Genomic DNA, 26,668 nt, shown 5'->3' with positions numbered 1-26,668 from the left:
GGCTTTCGGACTTTCATGAGGGAAACGCGACCGGCGCCTGCGCGCATAGGGCGACGGTCGCGAAATTACGGCTAAATCGGGGTCGCGGCCGGGGCAGGGGAACAGGAAGACAGCCTCTCTATAAATAGGGTGTCCACCATGATTTTGGAGCTGACAGGCGACTCTGATTCGATAAATTGAATGATCGTGTCCACCGCTAACTGGGCCATCCGTTCTTTCTCAACATGTACGGTGGTCAGCTCCGGCGATACGATGAGCGCTTCGGATATATTGTCGAAGCCTACGACGGATACGTCCTCCGGTACTCGATACCCCAGTTCGGTAAGCGATTTGATCGCGCTGATCGCGATATAGTCGCATTCGCAGAAGAAAGCCGTAGGCAGCTGCCGGCCTGTCTCGAGATAGGCTGATAGCTGCTTTTTCAGCGCATCCTGGGAAGACAAAATTGTAGGAGCCACCGAAAACACATTGTCAGGCGACAGATCCCGGCCGTTCTCCTGCAGAGCCTGCATGAATCCGCTGCGGCGGTCGTCAAAGTTTCGAATTCGGATATCGGACGCGATGTACCCGATCTGGCTATGGCCCAGACTGCAGAGATGAGAACCTGCCTGATAGGCCCCCATCGCGTTATTGATCTGGATACACGGGATCGGCAGCGTTTCGAAGCAAGTGTCCAGTACGACTAGCGGAGAATTCAATCGTTCCGAAATGAGTCCGAGGATCTTCTTGTCCAAGTTAGTCCCGAGAAGAATGATCCCGTCGCTGCGCTTCTCTTCGGCGATCGCTCGGATTCCTTCTTCAAAGGAAGACATGTCCACCGAGGTGAAAATCAAGGAATACCCATTAGTCCGGCAGCGCTCCTCGATAAAATGAATCAGCTCTCGGAAGAAAGGCTGTGAGTAATATTGCTCCAACACGATGCCCGAGTTGGTTATAACGAGGAATGTGACCGACCCGGTCTGCCGTTCGCGAACGGCGCTTTTGATTTTCGGCCGATAGTCGTGTTCCTTGACAATTTGCAGAATTCGTTCCCGTGTTTCCGGTCCGATTCCGGGTTTGCCGCTAATTGCGAGGGAAACGGCGGCTTTGGATACTCCCGCGATTTTGGCGATATCGTCCATCTTCATAAAAGTTAGTCCCCATTCCATTTGTTCAGTAAGTTTAGTTTACAGTTAATTTTGTTAAGAAGCAAGAAACCGATTAATTTATTTAGTTAGTTTAGTAGATAATTAAGCTAAATTTATTGAAATTGGCACTTAAAATGAATTGACCATTCCTAAAATTAATGTTAAGTTGATTTTAATCAATAAACAAACATAATTAAGTTTAGTTTGTTTAGTTAAAAGGAGGAGCCAACATGAAAAAATTAAAGCTGGGTTATGCGCCAACTCGCCGATTCGTATTCAGCGCTGAAGACGCGTTCCGTTACAAAGTCATGATCAAGGAAAAAATCGAAAGCTTCGGCCTGGACATCGATATCGTCGATTTGGAAGGCCTTAATCAGGAAGGGCTGTTGTATGACGACAATATTAACGCCGATCTGATCGCCGAAAGGTTCAAGCAGGAAAAGGTAGACGCCGTTTTCTTCCCGCATTGTAATTTTGGAACGGAGGATACGGTCGCGCGCGTAGGCAAGGCGCTGGGCAAACCCGTGCTTCTCTGGGGCCCGCGCGACGAGGCGCCGCTCGAGGACGGCATGCGCCTGCGAGACACGCAGTGCGGACTGTTCGCTACGGGCAAGGTACTTCGCCGCTTTAACGTTCCTTTCACCTATGTCACGAACAGCCGGGTGAACGACCCTATTTTTGAAAGGGGCTTCACGAACTTCATCGCGGCATCCAACGTGGTGCGTCAATTCCGCAGCCTGCGGATTTTGCAAATCGGACCGCGCCCGGCTTCCTTCTGGACTATGATGTGCAACGAAGGCGAATTACTCGAGAGGTTCGGCATCGAAATCCATCCGATTACACTGGTGGACATTCAGCGCGCGTCCCAGCGGATCGAAAAAGGAAACAGCTTCGAGCTCGTGGAAGCGATCGATTACATAAAAGCGAAGCTTGATTGGTCCGAAGTAACCGAAGCGGACGTTCGGCGCATCGCCGCTCTGAAAGTCGCCATGAAGCAATATGCGATCAACACGGGAAGCACGGCAATCGCGATTCAATGCTGGTCATCCCTGCAGGACGCCATGGGTATCATGCCATGCCTTGCCAACGCGATTCTGACCGACGAGCAAATTCCGGTCACCTGCGAAACGGACATTCATGGTGCGATTACATCCGTCATGGTTCAAGCAGCCACATTGAACCAGCACCCGACATTTTTCGCCGACTTGACCGTGCGCCATCCCGAGAATCCGAACGGCGAGCTGCTGTTCCACTGCGGCAACTTTCCGGTATCTTTGTCGGTGGAAGAGAAGCCGAAGCTTCGCAAGCATTTCCTGTTCGACGATCACGCTCCGGGGACGCATGAAGGAGAGATCAAAGGCGGCGGCATGACCCTGGCCCGTTTCGACGGAGACCATGGCGAATACCAGCTTTTCCTCGGCAAAGCCCGCGGCATTCAAGGTCCTTATACACGTGGTTCCTACGTCTGGGTGGAAGTGAACGACTGGCCGCTGTGGGAAGAAAAGCTGGTCAAAGGCCCTTATGTCCACCATGCGGTTGGCATCCACGCGAACGCGATTCCGGCCTTGTATGAAGCTTGCAGCTATATTCCGGGTCTGACGCCCGATCCGGTGGATCCGACCGAGCAGGAGATCCAGGCATGGCTGCGGGGCGCAGGACTGTAATCAAAGGAGGATTTCATCAATGAAAACGTTAGCGCTGAAGGCGAAAGCCGCGCAGATCCGGATGGATCTGCTGAAGATGATCCACGGTGCGAAAACCGGACACACAGGCGGTTCGCTAAGCAATACCGACATTTTAACGGTACTCTATTATAAAATTATGAAAGTTGATCCGGCTAAACCCAAATGGGAGGAACGGGACCGCTTTATCGCCAGTAAAGGCCACTCGGTGGAATCCCTCTGGTGCATTCTCGCCGACTTCGGCTTTTTCCCGAAGGAGGAGCTGAACACGTTCAGCCAATTCGGCACCCGTCTAATCGGGCATCCCAACAATAAAGTGCCGGGTATCGAGATGAACACGGGAGCGCTGGGGCACGGTCTCGCTATCTCCGTAGGCATGGCGCTCGCAGGGAAACGGGAGGGCAAGGGTTATCGCGTGTTCTGCTTGATGGGAGACGGCGAGCAGGCGGAAGGTTCGGTATGGGAAGCGGCGATGGCCGGGGCTTATTACAAACTCGATAATCTGGTCGGGATTATCGACCGGAACCGGCTTCAAATCAGCGGATCGACCGAGGATGTGATGGGCCTCGAGCCGCTGGAAGAGAAGTGGGCCGCATTCGGGTGGAATGTCGTATCCGTCGACGGCAACGATATCGAGCAGCTTGTACGCGTATTCGAAGCCGTTCCTGACGTTACCGGCAAACCTACGCTGGTTATGGCTAATACGGTTAAAGGAAAAGGCGTTTCCTTCGCGGAGAATGTGGCGCATTGGCACCATCATGTGCCGAGCGACGAGCAGCTGGAGCTGGCACTGGCCGAGTTGTCCGCCGCGGTCGAGAGCTATAAACAGGAAGGACTGGTACGCTAATCATGGCTAACAAAATTCCCAATCGTCAGGTGATATGCGATACACTGCTGGAATTGGCGAAAGAAGACTGCGACATTATGGTGCTGGCCAGCGACTCGCGCGGATCGGCCGCCATGGCCCCGTTCGCCATGGCTTATCCGGATCAGTTCGTGGAAGTCGGCATCGCCGAACAGAATATTGTCGGAATCTCGGCCGGCCTGGCGCACAGCGGAAAGAAGCCGTTCGTCACTTCCCCGGCGTGTTTCCTCAGCATGCGCAGCATCGAACAAATCAAGGTGGATGTCGCCTATTCAGCTACGAACGTCAAGCTGGTCGGCATCAGTGGGGGCGTCAGCTACGGCGCGCTCGGGATGTCCCACCATTCCGTGCAGGATCTGGCGGTAACACGGGCGATTCCTGGTCTGTCCGTCATTCTGCCGGCTGACCGGCATGAAACGAAGCGGATGACGGAAGCCCTCGTTCGGCACGAAGGCGGGGTTTATGTCCGGATCGGGCGCAACCCGGTCGAGGACGTCTATGAGAATGATGATTACGAATTCGTGATCGGCAAAGCCGTAACGATGCGGGAAGGCAGCGATCTCACGATCATCGCTGCCGGAGAAACGGTACGCACGGCGCTTGACGCGCAGCAGGCGCTGGAAGAAGCGGGTGTTTCCTGCCGAGTGATCAACATGCATACGATCAAGCCACTCGACAAGGAAGCGGTGATCAAGGCCGCCCGCGAGACAGGACATATCATCACGGTAGAGGAGCACAGCATTCACGGCGGCCTCGGGGCGGCGGTAGCGGAAGTCGTCGTGCAGAACCAGCCTGTGCCTATGCGAATTCTGGGTATTCCAGACGAGCCGGCCATCGCCGGAAAAACCTCCGAAGTATTCAACCACTATGGCATTAGCGCCGGCAATCTCATGAAGATTGCCCTTGAGATGCTGCGCAGATAAGGACGGACATTGATGGAACAGTACATGCTGGCAATCGACCAGAGTACGGCCGGTACGAAAGCCTTGATCGTTGACCGGAGCGGGCAGGTGGTCGCCAAGTGCAGCGCGGATCACAAGCAGATTTATCCGAAGCCGGGGTGGGTGGAGCACGACCCGGTCGAAATTTACGAGAATGTCAAACGGACGGCGCACGAAGCGATGACGCGGGCGGGAATCAGCCCTGCCGTTCTTGCTGCGCTCTCGATTACGAACCAGCGGGAGACTGCCGTGATCTGGGATCGGGTTACGGGGCGCCCCGTTTATAACGCCATCGTATGGCAATGCCAGCGGACCGCCGACCAGTGTGCGGAATATAAGGCGGCAGGTCAGGAAAGCGCCGTGCAGACTAAAACCGGCCTTAGGCTGGATCCTTACTTCTCCGCGGCTAAATGGGGATGGATGCTGGAGCAGGTTGAAAGCGTGAAACCGCTGCTTGTCCAGGGCAGGCTGCTGTTCGGAACGATCGATACCTGGCTGGTATGGAAGCTGACCGGGGGTAAAGCGCATGCAACCGACTACACAAACGCCAGCCGGACATCGCTCTTCAACATCTATACCCTTGAATGGGATGATGAGTTGTGTCGACTGTTCGGTGTTCCGCGGGAGCTGCTTCCGGAAGTCAAATTCTCGGACAACATATTCGGTTACACTGATGACCCCGATTTGTTCTCGGAACGGGTTCCGATTACCGGCATCATTGGAGACTCTCAAGCCGCCTTGTTCGGCCAGCTCTGCCTCGAGCCCGGCACGGCTAAAGCGACCTATGGCACGGGAACTTCGGTGCTCATGAATATCGGGGACCGGCCTGCCGCACCGGATAACGGCTTGGTGTCCGCCATAGCCTGGGGAAGAGGCGGCAAGGTGACTTATGCGCTGGAAGCGATTATCCGAAGCTCCGGCGACAGCATCAAATGGGTAAGGGACAATCTTGGTCTTTTCGAATCGTTTGAAGAGCTGGATGCGATGCTCAGACAAACGACGGACAACGAAGGTGTCTATCTGGTGCCTGCCTTCGTCGGAATGGGAGCGCCGTATTGGGACCCTTACGCGAGGGCGGCTATTACAGGCATGAACCGGGCTACCGGCAAAGCGCATATTGCTCGCGCGGCAGTGGAAAGCATCGCTTATCAGGTGTGCGACGCTGCGGAAATGATGGCAAGGGAGACGGGGATTCCGCTCAAGAAGCTTCATGCGGACGGCGGCGCCTCCGGCAATCCCCAACTGATGCAGTTTCAGGCGGATATGCTGAGCTTACCGCTGCGAAGATCGGAGATTGCGGAGCTGTCGGCCATGGGTTCGGTCTATATGGCCGGACTTGGCGTTGGATATTGGAATTCTCTTGCCGAAATCGGACAGTTAAGCAAACCGGGACAGCTGTACGCGCCGACGATGGAAGCGGCCGAGCGTGACCGATTGTACGAAGGATGGCAAAAAGCCGTCGGTTCCGTGTTAAGCAATACCATTAGAGCAGGGAGATGAAAATACATGACTTTTACTGAGAAGACCCGCATCGGCATCATTTACAAGAATGAAGCCGCCCGCGACATTATCTTGCGCCGGATACCGGCATTGCACACAGCAGCGCCGCATATCGCTTCTCTCTTCAAGAGCTTGTCCTTGGAGCAATACTACCGAATCCGTCAAGAAGAGCTGTCACAGCTGGATTGGATTGCGGAAACGCTGTCCGAGCTGGCTGATATCCCGTACGACCTGCCAAACGAAGAGCCGGAACCGGAAATTATTCCTTCCCCCGATTACGAATCTGCCGGTGTCCCGTCCGCTTCAGCTTTCGTTAAGGCGCCTGCCCAGGCCGAACTATGGGGCGTTTACGAAATCGAACTTAGGGGCCCGGACCACGGCAATCCCTTCACAAATGTTTCCCTTGCAGCCGAGTTTCGTTCCGGAGACAAGGTTGTCCGCACGGGAGGGTTCTACGATGGCGATGGGGTTTACCGCATTCGTTTCATGCCGGATATCCAGGGTGACTGGAAGTTCCGGACATCCAGCAATGCGCGGTCGCTTGATGGGATTGAAGGCGCCTTTCGGAGCGTTGAGACTTCCCCGGGCAACCACGGTCCTTTGCGCGTGAAGGATACCTTCCATTTTGCCTACGCAGACGGAACATCCTACATTCCCGTAGGGACAACTTGCTACGCCTGGACTCACCAAGGGGATGAATTGGAGGAACAGACGCTCGAAGCGTTGAAAGCTTCCCCGTTCAACAAGATGAGGATGTGCGTGTTTCCGAAATCGTATCTGTTCAACGAGAACGAACCGATCTATAATCCCTTCGAAGGTTCCTTGGCAGAAGGCTTGGATTACACTCGATTCAATCCAGCATTCTTCCAGCACCTCGAGAACCGGATCGCCGATTTGGGCAAGCTGGGTATCGAGGCGGACCTCATCCTGTTTCACCCATACGACCGATGGGGTTATTCGGAAATGACCCCGGCTGAGGACGACCGTTACCTTCGCTATATCACGGCACGGCTTTCCGCATACCGCAACGTGTGGTGGTCGCTGGCAAATGAGTATGATCTGATGTGGACCAAGGACGAGGATGACTGGGAGCGGTTTGCGAAAATCGTCACAGAAAACGACCCGGTCGGTCACCTCATTTCTAACCATAATTGTCTGAGCTTTTTCGATTACAGCAAGCCGTGGGTCACGCATTGCAGTATCCAGCGCATCGACGTTTACAAAACCTCGGAGGCAACGAATGAATGGCGCGAAAAATGGAAAAAGCCTATCGTGATCGACGAATGTGCGTATGAGGGGGATATCGATCAAGGCTGGGGCAACATCAGCGGGGAAGAGATGACCCGCCGTTTTTGGGAAGGCGCGGTTCGCGGGGGTTACGTGGGTCATGGCGAAACCTACCTCAATGCGGAAGAAATTCTATGGTGGTCCAAAGGCGGTAAACTAACGGGAACGAGTCCGCAGCGCATTGCTTTTCTTCGCAAAATCACGGAAGAAAGCCCCGGAGGCGTGCTCAATCCGCTGCCATCCGACTGGGACTTGCCGTGTGCGGGAATCAAGGATGAATACTATTTGTACTATTTCGGTTTCAACCAGCCTCGTTTCCGGAATTTCAACCGCAAGCCGGGAATACGATACCAGGTCGAAGTAATCGATACGTGGAGCATGTCGATCGAGAAGCTTCCGGGTACTTTTGAAGGTTCTTTCCGAATCCAACTTCCGGGTAAACAATTCATGGCGGTAAGACTAATGAAGGTTGTATAGCGCAAGCGATTTTGCCATCTTATTTGGAGGCTGCTCTTTGAATAGGTCAGTTTAGTTTGATTCTGGAATTCTAAATGGCCTTTTTCATTTGCCCTGAAATGAAAAGGCCATTTAGTTCCGCGAAATCAAACTGAATCTGGATTTTATATAATAAGCCTAGAATTAATTTGATGAAATCAAGTTAATCGATACGAAGACAGCACGACCGCCGCTGCTGCTTCTTCAAGGACCATTGGCAAGCATAGTTAGTCCGTGGTGCATTTGATATGCAGCCAGCATGGCTGCTACTCCGCAGCAAGATTCGGGTAGATCATGACTTTAATACTGGTATCCTTCTTTGTACGCGCGGTCTCTACCGCTTCCTTGATATCCGTCAGGCTGTACCGGTGCGTTATGATGGACTCGATGTCTACAGATGATCGCTGCAAGGCCTGAATCGCCGCGGGATACGTATTTGCGTACCTGAATACCCCATAGGCGTCGATCTCGGAGTCGATCAGGTGGGCCATATCCATTGGCACCTCCTTGGCGGCGGGCAGCCCTACAAATACAATCCGGCCCCCTCTCTTGACCAGCTTCACCGTGTCAGCCATCGCTCTGGCATTGCCCGACGATTCCACGACTAGTGTGATGCCAGCACCTCTGGTCAGCTCATCCAGTCTCTCTCCTACCTGATCCGTTGACGGATCGAATACCGCCTTGAAGCCCATCTCAAGCGCAAGTTCCCGCCGATAAGCCACCGTATCCGTTCCGTATATTTCGGTTATGCCGAACAGCTTTGCCGCTTGTCCGGCCAGCAAGCCAATCGGACCAAGTCCCGTAATCAGCAAGCGATCGAACGGCTTTGCTTTTCCACGCTGCATGGCGTGGAATCCGACCGATAGCGGCTCCAGCAGCGCCCCAGCCTCATAGCTCATCGAATCTGGCAGCTTGAACAGGTAGTCACTCGGCATGACGATATATTCTGCCCAGGCTCCGTTCACGGGTGGAGTTGCGAGGAAGACGACGTCGGGGCACAGATTGTAGCGTCCGGATTTGCAATACTCGCAGCGCCCGCACGTTACGCCAGGCTCCACCGCGACCCGGTCACCCGGTGCTAAATGCGTCACCGCTTTACCGACCTGTACAATTTCACCGGCTAGCTCGTGACCAAGCACAATCGGCTCCTTCACGATATAACGTCCGATTTGGCCATGCTCGTAGTAATGAATATCGGAACCACACACGCCTATGCAGTAAACCTTAACCAGAGCTTCGTGATCCCCGGGAACGGGGATGTCTACCTGCTTAACCGCTATAGATAACGGTTTGTCCATAATTGCCGCATTCATCATGCCTGACTTCATACGATTTCGCTCCTTTGGAGTTAATAATGTTTACCTATCGGGTTTTCGGAGTCCGGAGTCCGGCTCAAACGAGCTGAAATACCGGATTAACCGGAATAAAATGAACGGGCAGGCCGGGATACCATTCCTGCAGCTGTTCCGCCAAATAACGCATGCCGGGCTCTTCGCTCTCCGCATGTCCCAGTACAAGCAGCGATTTTGGTGCGCCTTGATACGCCGAGTCCCTTGCGTATTCGGGCGTTTCCCATTCAGGTCCCTCGCCGGCGATAATTAGGTCGAGCTCCTTTGCGCGGTATAACGGAATGGCGTTGACACCTCCGCCTCTGTAGCCCACAAGAATTCCGATGCGACTGCATGTCATGTGCGGATCGCCGGCGATCCGTACATAGGGGAGAGACAGCTGTGTTTTCGTGTATTCCGCGATTTCGATCGCACGCATTTCAGGTATTCGGAGCACTGCCGCCGCAGGGAGCATTTCCTCCACGCAAGATTCCCACTTCAGACTCTGAAGCAAACCGGTCATGATGAGATCAGGCTCCAACCTATGGCAATAATCATGATGTCGATAGATGGAGAGTCCGGACTGCTGAAGAAGACTATGCTTGTTTTGATAGACCGGATCACCGGTTAAAAGCCCGTTCGTCATTCGATGGCTGTAGTAGGCGGCCTCATGGGAGATTAGCAGATTCACGCCGAGGGACAAAGCCTGTTCGATGACCTGTTGCGTTGCCATAAACGTTGTAGCGATCCCATGCACTTCGATTTCGGGATCACCCGGCTCCAATTCGTCTACCGTGTTCTCAATCGGCTGGACGGTTAAGCGCAGTCGATCGATCACATTTTTGATGGTTAGCGCCATTGATCCTAATCCTTTCTGCAGGAGTTGAATGTCCTTCTACTCTCTACACTTCGATACGCGGAGGCATACTCCTTGTTTTCATCGCGTCTCTCTTAAATATTGACGATCAGTTTCGAATTGTAGATTGAATTGATTCGAAATTATCGGTAGAATCCGCCTATTGTGGAATGGAATCAGATGATCGTTTAGGTATCATGTAGACTAGTTCTTAATGGGGGAGAGGGGTTATGTTGCGCATTCGATTCAAGTTTAGCAGAAGCATTATGTACAAATGCGCATTCCTAAGATATTTACAGAACCGTGCAGGAGCTCAGCAAATATAAATCGACTAACGATTTTATCAACGGTATTTACGTTTATTCCTCAAAGCTTGATAAAGTGTTGACCCATGAGATGTATGCGGACAGCAGGCTATTCTATACCATGAACCATCAGTCTGAAACCTATTCTTATGAACAGTGGCTGTCGGATATGCGAAATCAGCAATTGCATACTTATCAGTGGATGCCGATTCGGACTGCTTGTATGCTGTCTGATCGGCGGAGGTCCTTCTATTTTATCTGGATTCCGCAGAGGAGAAGGTGCTCCCGTTAACTCAATACGTACTTTTACCGTAAAAGCGGAATCGCGGACGAGATGGGACGTACAATTTACTAGATGCCGATAAATTTCGACATATCCAGCAAAACATTGTTCTACTTATGTGAATCTCAAGTTTAATAAACAAATCAGGCTGCTGGCTGGCAGCCTTTCTTTTTTTAAATGCTTTTAAAGCATAAGTAGTTCAGCTACTTTTGTATATTTGGTAAAAGAGTTTTATCTAATGAATGAGACTCTTTTTTACATTGACTATAAAAAGTTTTAGTTTTAGATTAAAAACTAACAAGACAGCGCTTACAACTGTAGGGAGTGATTCATTTGTGGAGATGTCTGCGATAACAACTGCGATACTCAAAGTGATCAGACAAAGTCAAAAGCCGATATCAAAGGCGGATTTAGTTAGAATGACCAACTACAGCTTGGCCACGGTGAACGAACATACAGAGTGTTTAATTCGAAGCAATTTGGTAGCTGAGGTCGAGAGAGGCCCCTCTACTGGGGGACGCAAGCCGATTCTGCTATCCTTCAACGCCGAATTGGGTTACGTGATTGCGATTGATCTGGAATCTACACACGCAAGAGTAGGTATTGCTGATTTCAATTGTAATATCGTCATCTCTGAGTCTTCCAGGGACATCGACGTAAGCTTAGGTCCGTCCGCTGTATTGGAGAAAATTAAAGCGATTGTCTTTCGACTAATGGAAAAGCACGATATCAAACGGAATCAGATTAAAGGAATCGGCATGGGCGTGCCCGGTCCGGTGAGATACAATTCGGGAATTACGACCTCACTCGCGATTATGCCGGGATGGGAGAATTACCAGGTTCGGCAGTTTTGGATTCAACATTTCGATTGCCCATGCTTCGTCGATAACAATGTGAATACGATGGCTTTGGCGGAACAAATCATCAACGTTAATACCGATCATCCCAACATCATCTACGTGAAAATCGGCAACGGCATCGGGGCAAGCATTATCTGTAATGGGCAATTGTATCGCGGTTCGACGGAGTATGCAGGCGGCATAGGCCACATCAACATTGGACATGACCAGCTTTGCTACTGCGGCAACCGCGGCTGTCTGGAAGCGAAGGCTGGTGGTCGAGCGATTGCGATAAGAGCCGAGCAAATGGCAAGAAGCGGTCAAAGTGAATTGTTGAAACGTATGCTTGACAGCAAAGGCAAGCTGACACTATCGGATGTTCGGAAAGCAGTTATCGAATCGGATGCTGTTGCGGTTGAACTGATGCGTGAATGCGGAATTATCATCGGAGATGTGCTGGCCGGTTTAGTTAATTTTTTCAACCCGTCACTGGTATATGTCGGCGGAGCGGTTTCCGGTGTGGGAGATGTCTTGCTCGCATCGATCAGGCAGTCCATTTATCAGCATTCCCTTCCACTCGCGACCCGCAGCTTAACGATCCAGCATATGTCCCTTGGCGAGAATGCCGGTATTATCGGTGCGGCGTTTCTAGCCGTAGAGGAAACTATTTTTGGAAATGGGTTGATGGATACGAAAGCATCGTTGCGCAGCTACAACGGATAGTCAGTTACTTAACTCAACGTCTAAAAAGCGATGAAAGGTGGACGAATATTATGGGGGAACCCTTACTCTCAAATGGGTATGCTCCACTTTTGCAGATGAGAAACATATCCAAGAGCTACAACACGGTAAAGGTGCTTCACAGCATTAATCTCACTGTCAATTCGGGCGAAGTATTGGCGCTGGTAGGGGAGAATGGTGCAGGAAAATCAACGTTGATAAAAATTTTATCGGGTGCGACTAGTGCGGACTCCGGTGATATTTTGATACATGGCGAAAAAGTTATTTTCCACACGCCGCTTGACTCGAAAAAAAGTGAAATCGTAACGGTGTACCAGGAGCTGAACCTGTTCTCTCATCTGACCGTGGCAGAAAATCTTTTCTACAGCACGCATCAGCATGTGAAGGGATTAATCAATTGGAAAAAAATAAACCTTGAAGCGAAACAGTTTCTAGAGGATTTCGGCGTGTATTTGAAGGTGGACCAACCTGTTAGTCGTCTCAGCATAGCCGAGAAACAAATGCTTGAGATTGCTAAAGCCCTTCATCAAAACGCCCGGGTCATGATCCTGGACGAACCGACTGCGGTTCTCGGAGGCGACGATGTCAACCGGCTTCTGCAAATCGTCCGAAGATTAAAGGAGCGCGGCGTTGCGGTCATCTTCATTTCCCACCGCTTAGATGAAATTTTTGGTCTGGCGGATCGGTATCTGGTATTGAAAGACGGGCACCAGGCAGATGAAGGTAATATTAGCGATACCAATCCGGATGCGTTGGTCAGTAAGATGGTTGGACGGCACATTACAGCGGCCCCTCCAAACAAAATTCATTATGGCGAGAGCAGGGAACTGCTTCGCGTAGAGAATTTATCCACGCAAGGCGTCCTCTCGGGCATCCATTTATCGCTGTATTCCGGTGAAGTGCTGGGTATTGCGGGATTGCGGGGATCTGGAAGAACTGAGCTGGTTAGAGCCATATTCGGTGCAGATCCGATGGATACCGGTACGATCTATGTACACGGGAAAGAAGTGAAAAACAACTCGCCTAGCGCAGCTGTAAAAAACGGTATAGGACTAGTGCCGGAAGATCGCGGCAATCAGGGATTGTTTAAAAATTTATCCTCTTCTCATAACATGTTCATGGCGAACAGCAAGGTCAGATGGATCCATCATCAGAAAGAAAAACAGAAGGCTGGCAGCTTTGTGGAATCGTTAAAGATCAAATTGGCCCACTTAAGCGTATTGGTCGGCAGCTTATCCGGCGGAAACCAGCAAAAGGTCGTTCTGGCCAAATGGCTGGAAACCGGAGTTGGCATATTGTTATTGGATGAACCGACGAGGGGAATCGATGTCGGGAGCAAGGCTCATATCTATGGTGTGGTGCGTGATCTGTGCAAACAAGGGATGGGCATCATTCTGATATCATCCGAGCTTACGGAAATCCTCGAGAATAGCCACCGCATTCTAGTGATGAATAAAGGACGTATTGCAGGCGAGCTGGACCGCGAGTCAGCGACGGAAGAAATCATTATGAAATATGCAGTAGGAGGGGTATCCATTGAAAAGTGAATTGAATCAAAGTACGGTAGTCGAAGAGCACGTTATGTTTAGTGCTCGTCGATTTATACCCCCGTTTTTCATCAATTACAAAGTTCCTTCCATTCTCTTCTTCATACTTCTAGTGTTTACGATCATCTGGGTTCCTGAGTTTTTTAATCTGCAAAATATGATCAACGTTGCCAGACAAGCATCGATTACCGGCATCGTCGCAATCGGTATGACATTCGTCGTACTGACCAGCGGAATTGATCTTTCCGTGGGCTCAACTTTGGCGATTGTCGGCGTTTCATTCGCTATGTTGATCCAGAGGGGAGTGCCCATATGGGCCACGATACTCATCGTTTTGATAATAGGTATCGTAATGGGCTTGATAAACGGAGTGGGAAGTACTTTTTTCGGGATACAGCCTTTCATTATGACCTTGGCAGTAATGGCTATGGGGGCTGGATTCGCCTTGCTGCTATCAAACGGAACCCCGCAATCGTTTGTACTTGAAAGCAATTTGCTGGTGTTTCTAGGCAACGGTTCATTTCTTGGTATTCCGGGTCCAGTTTGGATTTTTGTAATCGCTTCCATTGTTGCTGGGACGATCTTGAAGTATTTACCCTTTGGCAGATTCGTATACGGGATTGGCGGAAGCTTGGAAGCGGCCAGACTGTCGGGCGTGAAAACAACACGGGTGCTCATTCTCGTTTACGTTATAAGCGGAGCGTGTGCAGCAATCGCAGGGATCATTACCACCTCAAGACTTTATGTTGGCCATCCGACTGCCGGTGGATTCATCATGCTCGACAGTATTGCAGCCGTGGTCATTGGTGGAACCAGCCTAATGGGCGGCAGAGGGAGCGTAGCTGGTACGGTTGCCGGTGTTTGTTTGCTGGCTATGGTTGCGAACCTTCTGAATCTTATAGGAGTCTCTCCTTTCAATCAGCAGATTGCAAAAGGACTCATTATAATTATTGCGGTATTATTCACTACTCCAGGATTAAAAGACAGAATCAAACAGCAGTGGTCGAGCCTCTAAAATCGACAACATCTTAAATGTGAGAGGGTGATACTGTACAACTTTGCTTCTTGCTACGTTGCTATGAGGAATGAATTACAAAGAAATAACTGACTATTCAAAAAATTAGGAGGTTAAGCATGAAAAAATCATACGTTTGTGTTGCTGTTTCACTTGTAGTCATGCTGGTATTTTTGGCGGCTTGCGGAGGAAATAACACGGTGAATGACGCTGCTGCCGGTAACGATGCGGTGAATACGACGGATAACGCGGTGTCTGACAATGTCGCGGCCGACCCCATCGAGATCGATTACGGCCCCTACTGCGGCGACGAATGTAAACAAGTTTTGGCACTAGGTAAGGATCCGGCAGAATATAAAGGCAAAGTTGGATTTGCGGTTGCTTCCTTAACGTTCGGTTACGGGGTAGCGCTGAAAGCTCAAACCGAAGAGCATGCCAAGAAATATTTTCCGAATATTGAATTGCTGGTTGGGGACGGCCAGAATGACCCGGTTATCCAAACAAGCGTAGTGGATGATTTTATCTCCAAAGGCATTGATGCCCTCATTATTAATGCTGTTGAGAAAGACGCTCTGGCGCCCGTTGTAAAGAAGGCGATGGACGCAGGAATCAAAGTTATTTCCGTTGACCGTACTGTAAATACACCCGTTACGACAACAATCAAAGGAAACGACATTGACCTAGGTACAAATGCAGGGGGTTCGTTGGTTGAAGTAATGGGCGGCAAAGGAAATGTCGTTGAATTGCAAGGCAGTGCTTCCGCATCGCCTACCATTGACCGTCACCAGGGCTTAGTCGATTCCATAAAAGACACGGAAATCAAAGTCATTGCAAGTCAACATGCGAATTACGACCAGGCTACTGCATTGAAAGTCATGGAAGATATTTTGCAGCGCTTTCCTAGCGGTGAGATAGATGCCGTATTTACGCACGCTGACATGATGACGGAAGGTGCTTTGCAAGCAATCCGTGCTGCGGGACGTGAAAACGAAATCAAGATCGTCAGTATTGATGGCCAGGAATCTGCGCTTGATTTGGTCGCTTCCGGAGCCTTCCACTCTACTACTGTATATCCGGTTGTATCTCCAATGGGTATCATTGCAGCAGCCAAAGCAATCGAGGGAGAGCCACTGCCGGAATTCATCAAACTTGAGACGCCGACTGTAACGAAAGAAACGGCAGCCCAGTTTAAAGGCACAACTTTTAAATAATAAAGGACTGCTATAACGAACAAAAACTGTTCCTATTCGCGTTAAATCAAACGAGTTATAAATTGATTGGAGGATATAAAAATGGGAATGAAATTATCGTTTAACACTTGGCCATATGCGAGTTTTCCAGTATGGCTGCCGGCTTATCCGCTTGAAGAAGTCATCAAAAGACTTTCCCGAATTGGGTATCAAGGGATAGAAATCGGATGTGCCAGTCCGCATGCCTATCCGCCTACTCTTACGAAGGAAAGAAGAAGAGAGACCAAGAAGATACTTGAACACTACGGCATGGAGGTATCGAGTATGCTGTCTGCGTTAAGCGGCGGACCCGGACATAATGTCGCTTCTCCAATCCCGGAGGAACGGCGACTAACGATTGACCACTTGAAAGATATCGCGCAATTGGCCGAGGAGTGGGAATGCAAGACGCTTCTGTACATTCCCGGCTGGCAGGTATTCGGGACCAGCCTGGAGCAAGCTTGGGCATGGAGCGTGGAAGCTTTATCGGAGGTCGCTGATGCCGCGGCTAACCATGGAGTGACGCTGGTCATTGAACCAACGTCACATGATAGCAATATTGTCGATCGCTGTGATGATGCGCTTAACATGATGAGGGAAGTGAACAAACCAAACGTTAAAGTGATGTTCGATACGTTCCATGCGCTCTATCGCAAAGAGCCTTCCACCGATTACATTTACGCCATGGGTAAGGATCTTCGCCACATTCACATCTCGGATAACGACCGTCTTGCGCCGGGTCAGGGACGCGGAGATTTCGTAGGTGTCGTTCAAGCATTGAAGGATATCGATTACGACGGCTGGTTGGCTATGGAAATTGGATTTGACCGCCGTGACATCGAGCCGGATCTTGTAGCCCGCCAAGCGTACGAATATTTGCAGCCGTTAGTCGACCGGATCGAAGGCAAGAAATAGGTTTCGACTCATCAATTTGCAGGCCGGCTGTTCAAATCCGGAACGCGAAATATGAACAACCGGCCCTGCTAAAGGAGAATGTACATGGGAAACCTCAACTATTTTGTGGAACCGAAGCATGTGGATACGATGGCGTTTGAGTGGGGGAGCTTCAAGGTAACCTGTTCTTCCGAGGTTAACGGAGCTTCACGCTTCAGTGCCGGTATCGTTGAGATGCAGCCGGGCGGAGGACACGACCGACACAACCACCCGGGCGCAGAAGAAATTATTTTCGTGCTTTCCGGTCAGGGGGAACAGATGGTAGAAGACGATGATGGTCATGCGATCGTCTCTGTTGTATCAGTCGGCTGTACCATTTATGTGCCGGAGAGCAGATATCATTACACGGTTAATACTGGCAGCGAGCCAATGCGGGTTTTTGTCGTTTATTCTCCGTCCGGCTCGGAACGGGAGCTGCGGAATCTACCCGACTTCCGACTCATTCCCGCAGAAGACCCTTTGATACGTTAATCCAAGTTCGTCATGGAGGCAAATGCATGGTCACAATCGTTCTATTGGGAACGTTGGATACGAAAGGCAAGGAATACGAATTTGTAAGAGACCTGATTATGGCCGAAGGCTGTAAGGTGATCATCGTAGATGCCGGCGTATTGGGCAGTCCTCAAATGAAGGCGGATATCACCAGGGAACAAGTTGCCCAGGCATCCGGTATAGATGTAAACACCCTGATTGCAAAAAAGGATCGCGGATTTGCCATCGAACAGATGTGCAAAGGGGCAGCGGAAATTGTTCAGAAGCTTCACAGTGACGATAAACTGCACGGCATTCTTGCATTGGGGGGCTCTGGCGGCTCATCTATCGCTACCTATGCGATGAGGGCACTGCCGATCGGCTTGCCAAAGCTTATGGTATCTACGATCGCCTCCGGAGATACAAGCTCTTATGTGGGGCAAACGGATATTACGATGATGTATTCTATCGTGGATATTGCCGGTATAAATTCGATATCGGAGCGAATTCTTACAAACGCCGCGGCAGCCGTAGTCGGGATGGCGCGAGTGAGCAGAAACCGCTCCGCCGATCGTCATTTCAAGCCTCTCGTAGCTGTAACGATGTTCGGCGTTACGACACCATGTGTTAACAGAGCGCGTGCACGGCTCGATGAGTTGGGTTACGAGGTGGTCGTATTCCATGCTAACGGGTCGGGGGGGCGGGCGATGGAAGGCTTGATACGTGACGGTTACTTTAGCGGTGTATTGGATCTGACAACAACGGAACTGGCTGACGAATTAGTCGGCGGGATGCTGTCGGCCGGTAAGAATCGGCTCGAGATGGCGGGTGAATTGGGGATTCCCCAAGTTGTATCGCTGGGTGCGCTGGATATGGTCAACTTCGGTCCTGCTGCTACGGTCCCGTCCCATTTTCAAGACAGAACGTTGTATATACACAATCAAAATGTAACGTTGATGCGCACGACCAAAGAGGAGTGCGCAGAGCTAGGCCGGATCATCGGCGAGAAATTGAATAAGGCATTTGGCCCGGTTACGGTTTTCATACCGCTTAAGGGGGTCTCCTCCATTGCGACAGAGAATGAAGTTTTTTATAATCCGGAAGCCGATCAGGCGCTGTTCGAAATTTTTATGCAGACGTTGAAAACTCATATACAGGTTGTGGTCATGGATACGGATATCAACGATCCTTTTTTTGCAGAAGCGGCAGCGAATAAAATGCATGAGTTAATCCAACAGAGTGGAGTGTTGACAAATGAGTAAACAGGAAATTATGGACCGATTCAGAGACCAAGTGAGCCGCGGCATTCCGATCATCGGGGCCGGGGCCGGTACGGGCATATCCGCTGTCTGTGAAGAAGCAGGCGGTGCGGACATTATTATCATATACAACTCGGGAAGGTTCCGTATGGCGGGCAGGGGTTCCATATCTGGCTTAATGCCTTTTGGTGATGCCAACCAGATCGTGATGGAGATGGCGGGAGAAGTCATTCCGGTAGTCAAGAATGCTCCCGTGCTGGCCGGCGTGTGTGCGACCGACCCTTTCCGGCAGATGCCGCAATTCCTAAGCAAGCTAAAGAACGAGTTCGGTTTCAAGGGTGTGCAGAATTTCCCTACGGTTGGGCTCTATGAAGGTCGGCTTCGCCACAATATGGAGGAAACCGGTATGGGTTACGACCGCGAGGTTGAGATGATCCGTCTCGCGAATGAAATGGACTTGCTAACCACTCCTTATGTATTTACCGAGGACGAATCTCGGGCGATGGCCGAAGCTGGCGCGGACATTATTGTGGCTCATGTAGGCACTACGCTGAAAGGTTATATCGGAGCGAAAAGCACGATGTCCATGGATGAAGCGGTTACGGCCGTCCAAGCTATGTGTGATGCAGCTAAGGAAGTGAACCCGGATGTTCTGGTCATCTGCCACGGAGGTCCGATTGCCGATCTTGAAGATGTCAAATATGTACTAGCTAAAACAAAGGGAATCGCAGGTTTCTATGGGGCATCCAGTATGGAGCGTCTGCCGGTTGAAGTCGCGATCACGGAAAACGTAAAACGATTCAAGGCGCTTTCGCTGAAGTAGATAATCACTCGCACTGATCAGGGGGAGTAAACTGAAGACTCCCCCTCATAGGGGATAGAGCAAAGAATTCCGGGGAGGAAGTCGTAAATGTCCAATATGTTCTTCAATGAAGAGGAAATGAGTCTGGTCCAGGCCATTTGCAGCCGTCTTATTCCCAGCGAACCGAATAGTCCGGGGGCGGCAGAAGCGCACGCCCATGTTTATATTGATAGAGCATTAGCCGGTTATTTCAGTCATTTGCAGAAATATTATCGCCAGCGGCTGCAGGATTTTAACGACTTAGCTGTCCGATTGTATGGGGCTGAGTTTGTCGGGCTGTCACCGGATAAGCAGGATGACCTGCTGCACAAAATAGAGCTCCTTCAGCTTTCTGAAGATGGCGAAAATATGAGGATCTTCTTCGAGGTTATTTATGAGCATACGATCGAGGGGACCTTCGGTGATCCGATGTACGGCGGTAACCGGGATTTTGCCGGATGGAAAATGATTGGCTTTCCCGGGGCACATTGGGGTTATACGGGTGAGCAAATGAGTCTGGGCTATGACAGTAGTCAAATCGAGGTTTTATCGGTGAGCGATCTTCTGCAAAGGCATAAAGAAGCTAACCTGGTAAGGAGGTGATTCCGCGTGAAAACCAAAATAGATGTGATTGTAGTTGGATTGGGGGCGGCAGGCGGCGTCATCGCGACAGAGCTTGCCCGTGGCGGCAGGAAAGTCGTGGCTCTCGAAAAAGGCGCCTTTTACCGGCAGTCCGATTTTCTGACGAAGTTCGATGAAATTCGCTACTACTGCCGCAGTGCGATTGTACCGCACATGAAAACAGATCCGATCACGTGGCGGCCTAATGAGAGAACAAAAGCCGAAATTTTGCCTTGGGCATCGAACACGCTCGGCTTGGGCAACCCCTTTCAGATTCCGCCTTCAATGGGAACCGGCGGCGGTACGCTTAATTGGGGCGGTGCCGCGTTTCGATTCCGGGAAGCCGACTTCAAGATGAAAAGCACGATTATGGAACGTTTTTCAAGTGATGCGCTTCCTGCATACACATCGCTTGAGGATTGGCCCATCGACTATTCGATGATGGAGCCTTATTATGATCGCGTCGAATGGGAAATGGGCGTATCAGGCAAAGCCGGCAATGTGGGGAATAAGAAGCTGGAAGGCGGAAATCCATTCGAATCCCCGCGTATGCGGGAGTATCCGATGCCCCCGATTCAGCGTGGGGCGGTCGATGAAATTTTCTGCACGACGGTCAAACGTATGGGCTATCATCCATTTCCAACTCCGACTGCCATCGCCACTACCGAATATAAAGGTAGAAACGCCTGTACAAATTGCGGTTTCTGTCATGGATTCCCCTGCCATGTCGGAGCAAAGCTGTCGACGCACGATATGATTAAAGCAGCGGTGGAAGAGACGGGCAATCTGGAGGTCAGGCCGTTCGCCCGGGTGTTCCGTATTAATAAACATACCGATGGCAGTGTAAAAGGAGTTTCCTATTACGACGCTGACGGCAAGGTTATTGATCTGGAAGCCGGAGTCGTCATTTTGGCTTGTTATGCGCTGGAAAATGCTAGATTGCTGCTCACATCGGGAATTAACGGCAACGGTCATGTAGGGAAACATCTTATTCTGCATAACTATGGCTGGTTTAACGGGGTTTTGCCTGAAATCACGAACTCGTTCATGGGATCGCTTCAGGGAGGGTCTATCATTGATGACTACACGTCAGAGTTGATCCCCGACAACGACGAAGGCGTGCTTTGGGGATCGCCTATTAATACATGGACTGGTGATTTTCAGCCGATTGAGACCATTCACGGATTGCCGCCTCATGTCCCGAAATGGGGAAAAGGCTTTAAAGATTGGATGAGCCAAAATTTCCGTAGGCTGTTCAGAATGTATTCGCAGCATTCCACGCTGCCTTCCATGCAGCATTATGTTGATCTTGATCCGGTCGTGAGGGACTCGTTCGGTCAGCCGGCTCTGCGTATAACGCATGAATGGACGGATTACGATGCGAAGTCTGTGGAATATTTTATGCGGATCAAACGGGAAATCGCCAAGGAAATGGGTATGGAGGAAACGTGGGAAGACTCGCCGACTCCAAACTACCATGTCACGGTTCATGATGTCGGGACGCATCGTATGGGACTGGATCCAAAAACTTCGGTCACCGATCCTTTCGGGCAAGTGCATGAATGCAAAGGGCTGTATGCGGTCGGAGGAGGCCAATTCATTTCGCAACCCTCCTATAACCCGACCGAGATGATTTTCGCTTTAGCTTATTTAACATCCGATCATTTACTGGATCGCGTATAAAAACGAGTGAAACCGGAATAAGGGCGCCTAGTAGGGGAATCTACTGAAAAGCGCCTTTTTTTACATCCACGGTATGTTTAAGGTGATAGCTGCGATTGTGCGATTTTTTGCGGCAGTTAATGTCTTGCGGCACTGCCTATCAGGCGAGCCACATTTCTAGCGCACTGTTCCAAATTACGTTCTGATTCCTCCATACATATCTGCAGGGTCGAAGGACGCGGAGTGATGGAGAAACAGCCGGTGAAGCGTTCGTACAAAGGCTCGATATCCTCTCCCAAGCTGCCGGAGATCAGGATTGCCGGTTTACCGGCCTCGTTGGCCCACTGCGCAACATACCAAGGAAGCTTGCCGAATATCGTCTGCTCATCGCTGCATCCTTCTCCGGTAATGACCCAATCTGCCTGCGAAATTTTCTTTTTCAAACTGGTCAGTTGCTCTACAACTTGGGCGCCGGGCACGATAATGGCTCCGATTGCCATAAAGGCAAAACCGAGACCGCCGGCAGCCCCGGCACCTTCGCGTTCACGCAGCTTAAGTGAAAAAGCATCCTCCATTAACGTTGCGTATCGCGACATCCCGTCGTCCAGCCGAACAACTTGCTCGGGGCTAGCCCCTTTCTGAGGACCGAACACGAATGACGCGCCGAGCGGCCCTAGGAGTGGGTTCGTTACATCGCAGGCGATAGTAATTTGGCTTTGCTTCAAGCGACTGTCCAAATGTTGTAAATCAACACATGCCACTTCCAATAAATCGCGGCCAAATCCTTCGAGCAGGCTGCCGTCTCGGTCCGTGAAGCGGACTCCGAGAGCGGACAACATACCGAGCCCCCCATCATTGGTTGCGCTGCCGCCTAGTCCGATGACAAAGCGCCGATGTCCTTTGTCCAGAAGAGCACGCAAAAGTTCACCTATTCCGCGTGATGTGGTGTTCATCGGATCTCTCCGCTCCTGTGGAATAAGCGGTAAACCAAATATATTTGCCACTTCGATGACGGCGGTTTGGACACTTCCCTCGTCGATCACGCCGAAGTAAGTCGTTACGTGCTTCCCTTCCGGCCCAGTTGTTTGACACTCGACAATCTTGCCGCCAGTCGCCTGAACGAGTGCGTCGACCGTACCCTCACCGCCATCCGCCATTGGAATGACGTCGGTTATCGCTTCAGGCATTTCCCAACGTATCGCATGTGCGATAATCGATCCTGCTTGGACGGCTGACAGGCTGCCCTTGAATGAATCCGGTGCAATCACAAATTTCATACTGCTCCTCCTTTTTATAACGGGAGTGCTTGCTTTTCAGTACCATCATACTAAATAAAGGCCGGCCAGGTCTTCATACGATTCATCTAAATTATGGATTCTGAAGCAAAAACTTTTCATGCAAATTGAACAAATGACGGATGGAGGATGACGATGCATGCTCACCAGACAATTAGCGGAAGAAATTGTGGCTCAAACGATGCACAGAGTAAACTGGAATATTAATGTCATCGATGTCGACGGCTCAATTATTGCAAGCGGCGATACATCCAGAGTGGGTGAATATCATCAAGCTGCCGGAGCGGCAATCAAACATAATCGAACTCTGATCATCAGACAAGACCAGCTTCACAAATGGCGCGGGGCCCAAGTCGGAGTTAACATGCCGGTCCATTATAATCAGCAAGTGATCGGAGCAATTGGTATTACAGGGAACCCGGAGGAGGTGGAACCATTCAGTCAATTGGTTAATATGACTGCAGAGCTGCTAATTCGGCAGCATTATTCCAAGCTGCAGGAGGAGTGGAAGCAGATGACGTGCGATATGATTATTGAGGCGCTGCTGCAGGAGCCTTCCACCGAAGCATCAGACGTAGTTAACGCCAAGCTCGAAATGATCCGGCACTCCCTTCGGCCTCCATTCCAGATGGCAATCGCTTCTTTTACACATACATCCCATACTCGAATAGAGGAAAGCGTACCGCTTAAAGTGCGCCGAATGTTGGAAGGCAGTCATGTTTTAATTAGCCAATCCCGGCCGCAGAGATTGCTGCTTTTATTCTCGGAAACAACCTCACAGGGTGTCACATGTAAGCTGGACAAGCTTGCGGGATTACTTCATGTGGAAACCAACGCTTATCGCATTGGGGTTGGCACGTTCGTGAGCTCACGCAGTGAGATTCGCCGCAGCTTTCAGGAGGCCGAGTCTGCTTTAAGCTGCGGAAGCCGCTCACAAGGACAGGTCGTTCATTTCAATGATATTGAAGGGCAGGCGCTTATTCAGTACATACCCGAAGAACACAGAACGCGGCTTGAGGAAAAATTATTACCGTTTTGGAACTCGAAAATCGAGGAAACACTGCAGTGCTTCTTTGACTGCAGCTTCAATCTTGCTTCTGCAGCAAACAGGTTGGGCATACATCGCAATACGCTAATCTACCGGTTGGAGAAGGTGAAGGATACGACAGGCTACGATCCGGCATGCTTCCGCGATGCTATGATCCTGCAAATGGTTATATGGAGAAACGGATAAGATGCATGATTCGGATGAGGTAGCTTGTGCTTTAAAAGCATACCGTTAGAAGATGGGTTTATTAAAAGTTATAATTGAAACTTTCAAAAACGCAGTAATTAAATTATTATAAAAGAGCTGTTAACTTTTTAAGTAAGGCTGGTATAGACGATAACAAAATGGTTTTATGTAGAAAGGAAATCAATAAATATGTCGATTAGCTTGCGTGCATGTTTTTCTGTGCTATTCGCTACCCTTATCATTATTTTAACCATATTATTGAGCATTCAAATCAGTGCTAAGTCAACGAAGATTATTAAAAATGAGATTGGGGATTCTCTTGGGAAAACTTCATTTGAATTGGCCGATAAATTGGATCATTACATGTGGTCTCGTTACAGTGAAATTAAAATTTTTAGTGGGTTAAAGGCTTTACGGGAAGAAGATATAACCGAAACACAGCTTCTCCTTGATCAATTACAGTCTCAAATCCCTTCTTTTACATGGGTAGGTGTAACAGACGAGAATGGAAATGTTCAAGAAGCAACAAATGGAATATTAGTGGGGAAGTCTATTGCAGAACGGCCAGTGTATCAAGAAGCCATCGATCAGCCTTTTATTGGAGATGTTCATGAGGCTGTTCTTCTTGCTAAATTGCTGCCAAATCCAACGAATGAACCACTACAGTTTGTTGATATTAGTGTTCCTATTGTAGACGCTAAAGGTGAATTTAAAGGAGTATTAGCTTCTCATTTAAGTTGGGCTTGGGCAAGTGAGATAAAAGAATCTTTGAGAAGCTCGTTTCAAAAAGAGAACAAAAACCAGGAAATTTTTATCGTCAGTTCCCGTGACAACACCGTTATCTTAGGACCTAAAGCTTTTGTTGGAAAGCCATTAAATTTAGAGAGCATAGAACGTGCCCAAGCGAAAAAAGATGGGTGGATATTAGAAGAGTGGCCAGACGGAAAGCAATATTTAACAGGTTTTTCATTAGGAGAAGGCTATAAAGACTATCCAGGCTTGGGCTGGACAATTCTAGTTCGGGAGTCTGAGGAATCGGCTTTTGCTTCTGCAAAGGATCTGAAAATATATATTCTTTTGCTGGGGGCTTTTACTGCAATTATTTTTGCTGTTTTAGGGTGGTTTTTTGCAGGGATAGTGGCAAAACCATTACGCAACATATCACGAGCAGCTGATCAGCTTTTATTAGGAAAGAGAGTAGAAATCCCTGTTTATACAGGCATCAAGGATGTAGAGATCCTTTCTTCATCGCTAAGAAACCTTTTACATGACTTATCAAGAACAGAATCGGAACTCGGGCAGATGGCAAACCTAGCTTACCATGATAAACTAACGAGTCTGCCAAATCGAATCGGGCTAGATTTATACATTAATCAAATTTCAAATGATGCGGATCAAAGAACTAGGAACCAATCGTATACGTTTTTATATTTAGATTTAGATGGATTCAAAAAGGTGAACGATAAACTTGGACATCATGCAGGTGACTTGCTGTTACAAGAGGTGGCGGGGCGACTAAAAAGGAGCTTAAAGGAATCATTTTTCTGCCGGCTTGGAGGAGACGAGTTTTTAGTTGTACTAAATACATCGCTCTGCAATCCAATAGAAAAAGGTCAACAAGCTGCTGAGAAGCTTGTTAAGCTGTTAAGAGAGCCATTTAATATTGAAAATACAAGAGTTCAAATTGGCTGTAGTGTAGGCGGGGCTATCTGGCCTTATCATGACAAGGATATTTTTAAAGTGATCCGATTGGCTGACCAGGCACTGTATGTCTCAAAAAAAAGAGGAAAAAACCAATTTTCTTTTTATGATGTAAAGAAAGACATGTAATAAAACTTTCATTCCTAAATGCAACATAAATAGAATTTTGATGTATTTGAAACGCCCTGGCTTCCTTTAACAGTCGGGGCGTTAATGTATAGTATGGACGAACTGTTGAGCTATTATAAAACTCAATATATGCTGTTATTGTAAAGGATTTTTTTATGTGCAGGTTTAGATAAGACAGAAAGTTATAAAGATTCAGAGGTCATTAATGCAATGCTAGTAATTCATTTAAAATTTAATGATACAGTATAGGAAATAAACAACATATATCAACAGTATCAAAAAGGCGGCTCGTAACGTGGCTTTTGTTTGTTTCCGTGATTTTGTCAATTCAGTGGGTTAAAAGAATGATAGTCTCAGAAAGTATTAATTGCTTAATTCTATACTTGGAGTGCTACGATAAAAATGCAGTCGAATAACACCCTCGTATGAAATAAAATGAAAGTTAACGAGGGGATGAGCGA

At 49.5% G+C, this 26,668-nt stretch carries 21 protein-coding genes; 17 read left to right on the top strand and 4 right to left on the bottom strand.

The features are described from left to right. Window positions 1-71 precede the first annotated feature (71 nt). Window positions 72-1,127: a LacI family DNA-binding transcriptional regulator gene (locus tag ACO9K6_RS13985; protein ID WP_424768181.1), complete on the bottom strand. Its 1,056-nt coding sequence runs from the start codon at window positions 1,125-1,127 to the stop codon at window positions 72-74. A 230-nt stretch (window positions 1,128-1,357) separates the two neighbouring features. Between ACO9K6_RS13985 and ACO9K6_RS13980 the strand changes: the two genes are divergently transcribed. Genes ACO9K6_RS13980 through ACO9K6_RS13960 form a run of 5 tightly spaced genes read left to right on the top strand, consistent with a single transcriptional unit; the run spans window position 1,358 to window position 7,879 of the window. Then, a complete protein-coding gene (locus tag ACO9K6_RS13980; protein ID WP_424768180.1) occupies window positions 1,358-2,791 on the top strand; it encodes an L-fucose/L-arabinose isomerase family protein in 1,434 nt (477 codons plus the stop codon). A gap of 10 nt (window positions 2,792-2,801) precedes the next feature. Further along, on the top strand, window positions 2,802-3,656 hold the full coding sequence (locus ACO9K6_RS13975; RefSeq protein WP_424768251.1) for a transketolase: 855 nt from the start codon (window positions 2,802-2,804) through the stop codon (window positions 3,654-3,656). A 2-nt stretch (window positions 3,657-3,658) separates the two neighbouring features. Next, on the top strand, window positions 3,659-4,597 hold the full coding sequence (locus tag ACO9K6_RS13970; protein WP_424768179.1) for a transketolase family protein: 939 nt from the start codon (window positions 3,659-3,661) through the stop codon (window positions 4,595-4,597). 12 nt (window positions 4,598-4,609) lie between these two features. Then, window positions 4,610-6,115 (top strand): glycerol kinase GlpK, encoded by a 1,506-nt coding sequence (gene glpK / locus ACO9K6_RS13965; RefSeq protein WP_424768178.1) that lies wholly within the window; start codon window positions 4,610-4,612, stop codon window positions 6,113-6,115. A 6-nt stretch (window positions 6,116-6,121) separates the two neighbouring features. Beyond that, window positions 6,122-7,879, top strand: coding sequence for a DUF5605 domain-containing protein (locus ACO9K6_RS13960; protein ID WP_424768177.1), 1,758 nt, complete (start codon window positions 6,122-6,124; stop codon window positions 7,877-7,879). A gap of 284 nt (window positions 7,880-8,163) precedes the next feature. Here ACO9K6_RS13960 and ACO9K6_RS13955 read toward each other — a convergent pair whose 3' ends face one another. Then, on the bottom strand, window positions 8,164-9,225 hold the full coding sequence (locus tag ACO9K6_RS13955) for an NAD(P)-dependent alcohol dehydrogenase (protein WP_424768176.1): 1,062 nt from the start codon (window positions 9,223-9,225) through the stop codon (window positions 8,164-8,166). A 64-nt stretch (window positions 9,226-9,289) separates the two neighbouring features. Continuing rightward, complete coding sequence (locus tag ACO9K6_RS13950) at window positions 9,290-10,084, bottom strand: Nif3-like dinuclear metal center hexameric protein (protein ID WP_424768175.1); 795 nt, start codon at window positions 10,082-10,084, stop codon at window positions 9,290-9,292. 926 nt (window positions 10,085-11,010) lie between these two features. On the opposite strand from ACO9K6_RS13950, the gene ACO9K6_RS13945 reads away from it, so the two are divergent. From ACO9K6_RS13945 to ACO9K6_RS13900, 10 genes are all read left to right on the top strand, one after another. Further along, window positions 11,011-12,231: an ROK family protein gene (locus ACO9K6_RS13945; protein ID WP_424768250.1), complete on the top strand. Its 1,221-nt coding sequence runs from the start codon at window positions 11,011-11,013 to the stop codon at window positions 12,229-12,231. A 50-nt stretch (window positions 12,232-12,281) separates the two neighbouring features. Further along, entirely contained in the window at window positions 12,282-13,796 is a 1,515-nt protein-coding gene (locus ACO9K6_RS13940) for a sugar ABC transporter ATP-binding protein (RefSeq protein WP_424768174.1), read from the top strand. Continuing rightward, entirely contained in the window at window positions 13,786-14,811 is a 1,026-nt protein-coding gene (locus ACO9K6_RS13935) for an ABC transporter permease (RefSeq protein WP_424768173.1), read from the top strand. Before ACO9K6_RS13940 ends, ACO9K6_RS13935 begins: the two co-directional genes overlap by 11 nt. Window positions 14,812-14,930: 119 nt before the next feature. Beyond that, on the top strand, window positions 14,931-16,022 hold the full coding sequence (locus ACO9K6_RS13930) for a substrate-binding domain-containing protein (protein ID WP_424768172.1): 1,092 nt from the start codon (window positions 14,931-14,933) through the stop codon (window positions 16,020-16,022). 81 nt (window positions 16,023-16,103) lie between these two features. Further along, complete coding sequence (locus ACO9K6_RS13925; RefSeq protein ID WP_424768171.1) at window positions 16,104-16,955, top strand: sugar phosphate isomerase/epimerase family protein; 852 nt, start codon at window positions 16,104-16,106, stop codon at window positions 16,953-16,955. 84 nt (window positions 16,956-17,039) lie between these two features. After that, window positions 17,040-17,465 (top strand): cupin domain-containing protein, encoded by a 426-nt coding sequence (locus tag ACO9K6_RS13920; protein ID WP_424768170.1) that lies wholly within the window; start codon window positions 17,040-17,042, stop codon window positions 17,463-17,465. Window positions 17,466-17,491: 26 nt separating this feature from the next. After that, complete coding sequence (locus ACO9K6_RS13915) at window positions 17,492-18,727, top strand: Tm-1-like ATP-binding domain-containing protein (RefSeq protein ID WP_424768169.1); 1,236 nt, start codon at window positions 17,492-17,494, stop codon at window positions 18,725-18,727. After that, a complete protein-coding gene (locus ACO9K6_RS13910) occupies window positions 18,720-19,547 on the top strand; it encodes a phosphoenolpyruvate hydrolase family protein (RefSeq protein ID WP_424768168.1) in 828 nt (275 codons plus the stop codon). The genes ACO9K6_RS13915 and ACO9K6_RS13910 overlap by 8 nt, the downstream gene beginning before the upstream one ends. Window positions 19,548-19,634: 87 nt before the next feature. Continuing rightward, window positions 19,635-20,168, top strand: a complete 534-nt coding sequence (locus ACO9K6_RS13905; RefSeq protein ID WP_424768167.1) for a gluconate 2-dehydrogenase subunit 3 family protein — start codon at window positions 19,635-19,637, stop codon at window positions 20,166-20,168. Between the two features lie 6 nt (window positions 20,169-20,174). Further along, entirely contained in the window at window positions 20,175-21,869 is a 1,695-nt protein-coding gene (locus ACO9K6_RS13900; RefSeq protein ID WP_424768166.1) for a GMC family oxidoreductase, read from the top strand. Between the two features lie 116 nt (window positions 21,870-21,985). On the opposite strand, the gene ACO9K6_RS13895 is transcribed toward ACO9K6_RS13900, so the two are convergent. Next, window positions 21,986-23,125 carry a glycerate kinase gene (locus ACO9K6_RS13895; protein WP_424768165.1) on the bottom strand — a complete coding sequence of 380 codons (1,140 nt, stop codon included), beginning with the start codon at window positions 23,123-23,125 and terminating at the stop codon, window positions 21,986-21,988. Between the two features lie 157 nt (window positions 23,126-23,282). Here ACO9K6_RS13895 and ACO9K6_RS13890 point away from each other — a divergent pair, with 157 nt between their 5' ends. Together ACO9K6_RS13890 and ACO9K6_RS13885 are read left to right on the top strand one after the other, a co-directional pair. Beyond that, window positions 23,283-24,377: a CdaR family transcriptional regulator gene (locus tag ACO9K6_RS13890; RefSeq protein WP_424768164.1), complete on the top strand. Its 1,095-nt coding sequence runs from the start codon at window positions 23,283-23,285 to the stop codon at window positions 24,375-24,377. Window positions 24,378-24,566: 189 nt separating this feature from the next. Next, a complete protein-coding gene (locus ACO9K6_RS13885) occupies window positions 24,567-26,207 on the top strand; it encodes a diguanylate cyclase domain-containing protein (protein ID WP_424768163.1) in 1,641 nt (546 codons plus the stop codon). The last annotated feature ends 461 nt before the right edge of the window (window positions 26,208-26,668 follow it).

It is taken from the genome of Paenibacillus praedii, assembly GCF_049725345.1.
GTDB lineage: Bacteria > Bacillota > Bacilli > Paenibacillales > Paenibacillaceae > Pristimantibacillus.
This window is presented reverse-complemented; position numbering and strand designations above follow the sequence as displayed.